Here is a 3,080-nt window from a genome sequence, read left to right on the forward strand (position 1 = left end):
GCTGAGGCTGGAGCGGCATGGTGGGCAGTGGAAGATTCGAACTTCCGACCAATGGCATGTAAAGCCACTGCGCTAACCGCTGCGCCAACTGCCCAGGCCAAAAACAACTTACGGCAGAGCCGCCGTCGAGAGAGGACGAAGATCTTTGGGGCTCAAACTGGCCTCATGAACTGAGACCGCCTGAACGATGCCGAATGCCGCTGGTTGTAAGCACACCTCGCGCTTGTGTTGCACCTACGTCATGAGACAATGAGGCAACATGGCTTCGGTGGGGAGCTAGGCTTTGTCTCACCCTAGTCGCGGATTGCCATAATCCGCGTCCCCGCCGCCTCCGCGACCTGGAAAGCAGCAGCGGGTGGCGCCGATTTTGGGGGCGATCTCTTGGGTCGCCGAGCCTGCGCCTTGCTATTGAGTGGCAGGCATTTTTCGGTCAGATCTCAATAACGTCAATACCGCATCGATCTAGTATCGGTACTCTACCGCAATCAGCGTTTGAAGCTGAAACTTCAAGGGTTTTCAAACCCTCGCCTCAAAGCCGCCCTTTGAAACCACGGGGCGGCTTTCCTTTGCGCCCCGCCGATTACGGCAAGGCCAGATCACCTGCGGTCAGCGCATCACGCGTATGTTTCGTGACCATTACACGACAAGATCATAACGTCATCTAGCGAACTGTAACTATTACGTCTGGACAGCTCATGGAACGGCGATGTGGACAGAGATACGGCATGCTCCATCCGGTAGATGTCCTATTTGACCGTACGCGCTTGCTTGGTGTGGTGCTGAACCTTTCAACCACAGGAGCAAGGATCGTTCTTCCATCCTCCCCAGATGTACCAGAGACAGTTACGCTTCTCCTTCCCGATAGCGTAACCCGCATCGCGCGACGCTGCTGGCAACTGGATGACGAAGCTGGGTTCGAGTTTCTCCCGTCTGCTGTAGCTTCAGCTATCAACCGCACGACCAGGGCAGCACCGACTCACCCTTGATAAGCGGCGACCTCGGTTCCACTGAGGAACAATCCCAAACTCAACCGCCGGGAGGTGCGTTGATGAAGTAATAATCCTTATTGATGCAAACTCAGGGCCTCCATCCCCTCCAGGAACGGCCCTTTCCTTTGCCCGCAGCCAATCAGGGCAGCGCCCGTTCACTTACGGTAAGTGGGAGGTATCGGGTCGTGTCCCACAGCGTGGTGTAGGAGCGATACTCCTTGACGGGCTGTGCCGCGGCGTCAGGCAGCTGCAATGGGCAGGCTGACGGCAGGAGTATCGCTTACCGCGGTCATGGTCTCCAGCGTCATGTAGCGTGAACGCTGGGTGGCCCACTCGTCGGATTGCTCGAGGAGGAGGGCACCGACGAGCCTGATAACGGCGGCCTTGTTGGGAAAGATGCCGACCACGTCGGTGCGGCGCTTGATCTCGCCGTTGAGCCGCTCGATCGGGTTTGTGCTGTGTAACTTGGCCCTGTGCTCGCGGGGAAAGTCCATGAATGCCAGTACGTCCTCCTCGGCAGCGTCCATAAGGCTAGCGAGCTTTGGCACCTTGGGGCGGAGCTGGTCGGCAACTTGCCGCCACTGGGCGTGAGCGGCCGGAGCATCGGCCTCGGCATAGGCGGTGCCGATCCAAGCCGAGACGATGCGGCGCTGGGTCTTGCCGGCGTGGGCTGCGGCATTGCGGCCGAAGTGAACACGACAGCGCTGCCATGTTGCCCTGAGCACCTTGGCCACCGCAGCCTTGAGCCCCTCATGGGCGTCGGAGATGACCAGCTTCACGCCGCGCAGGCCGCGCCGGGACAGGCTACGGAGGAAGTCGGTCCAGAAGGTCTCCGCTTCCGAGGCGCCGACCGCCATGCCGAGCACCTCGCGCCGGCCATCGCCATTGACGCCCACCGCGATGGTGACCGCGACCGACACAATCCGGCCCGCCTCCCTGACCTTCACGTAGGTGGCGTCGAGCCAGAGATAGGGCCAGTCGCCTTCGATGGGGCGGCCGAGGAAGTCCTGCACCCGGCCAGCAATCTCGGCGCACAGGCGGCTGACCTGGCTCTTGCTGATGCCCTCCATCCCTATGGCGCGGACCAGATCGTCCACCCAGCGGGTGGAGATGCCCTGGACATAGGCCTCCTGGATCACTGCCGTTAGCGCCTTCTCCGCCGGCCGTCGCGGCTCCAGGAAGGCTGGAAAATAGGAGCCACGCCGCAGCTTCGGAATGCGAAGCTCCACCGTGCCAACCCGGGTCTGCCAGTCGCGCTCGCGGTAGCCGTTGCGCTGGTTCATCCGATCAGCGCTGCGCTCGCCGTGGCTGGCGCCGCAAGCTCCCTCAGCATCCAGCTCCATCAGCCGGTGAGCGGCGAAGCCAATCATCTCCCGAAGGAAAGTAGCATCGGAGCCCTTTTCCATTAGCCCCGAAGGGCAATCCTCTCGTCGGTCATCGTGGCGTCCTTGGGTCAGAGTTGCGTATCGCAACACAACCCTACCGAGGACCAACCGCGATGGCCGCCACCGTTACGGCGACGGCCTCCAACACCACGCCCAGGAACGGGACTCCTTCGAGGATGTCGGCCATTCTCAACCCCCATTCGATGACAGTGACCAAGCGTAGCGGCAAGACCTGCACTGTTGTCATACGCTACGCTGCCCAAGCCCGGCTCGGTCAGGCGGTGTTCCACTGGGCCCGGGCGTCCATCATGCATGACCCCAAGAGCCGCGATCGCTACAAAGCTTTCCGGGCGCGTGGCCACTCCTACGGTCGTGCCCTACGCGGCGTTGCTGACCGGCTGCTCGGAGTCGCCTGCGTCCTGCTGCGGCGGCGGATCCGGTTCGACCCCGATTACGGCAAGGCGACGGCAGCCTGAGCCAAAACCTATCCTTCGGTTCGACGACAGCCGACATCCTTCCGTCGCGACCTTCGGTCGGCAGAGCGCCGTGCGCAAGCGCGGTCCGGGAGGCCGAGCAGCGTTCTAACACTACCTGGGCACTCTTAGCGCCGCCCTGCGTTGTCTTTGAACCGGTTGGAGGGGGTTGGGTTCCGGGAGGCAGGCAATGGGCCGTGGTTTGCAGGACCTGGACAGCTGGCTGGCGCCGT

Annotated in this window: 2 protein-coding genes, 1 tRNA gene and 1 pseudogene; 2 read left to right on the forward strand and 2 right to left on the reverse strand. The window is 62.1% G+C overall.

The annotated features are described in order from the left end of the window. Nucleotides 1–18: 18 nt before the first annotated feature. Nucleotides 19–94: transfer RNA gene (locus EP26_RS30245), tRNA-Val, on the reverse strand. A gap of 601 nt (nucleotides 95–695) precedes the next feature. Here EP26_RS30245 and EP26_RS38885 point away from each other — a divergent pair. Next, the gene (locus tag EP26_RS38885) at nucleotides 696–986 is read left to right on the forward strand and encodes a PilZ domain-containing protein (RefSeq protein WP_084113178.1); all 291 of its coding nucleotides are present in this window, start codon (nucleotides 696–698) and stop codon (nucleotides 984–986) included. 242 nt (nucleotides 987–1,228) lie between these two features. Here the strand turns inward: EP26_RS38885 and EP26_RS30250 are convergent. Continuing rightward, nucleotides 1,229–2,427 (reverse strand): annotated as a pseudogene (locus EP26_RS30250) (IS256 family transposase). A 123-nt stretch (nucleotides 2,428–2,550) separates the two neighbouring features. Between EP26_RS30250 and EP26_RS35915 the strand changes: the two are divergent. Beyond that, on the forward strand, nucleotides 2,551–2,850 hold the full coding sequence (locus EP26_RS35915; RefSeq protein WP_157033964.1) for a hypothetical protein: 300 nt from the start codon (nucleotides 2,551–2,553) through the stop codon (nucleotides 2,848–2,850). Nucleotides 2,851–3,080: the final 230 nt, after the last annotated feature.

Source organism: Belnapia moabensis DSM 16746, assembly GCF_000745835.1.
Lineage (GTDB): Bacteria > Pseudomonadota > Alphaproteobacteria > Acetobacterales > Acetobacteraceae > Belnapia > Belnapia moabensis.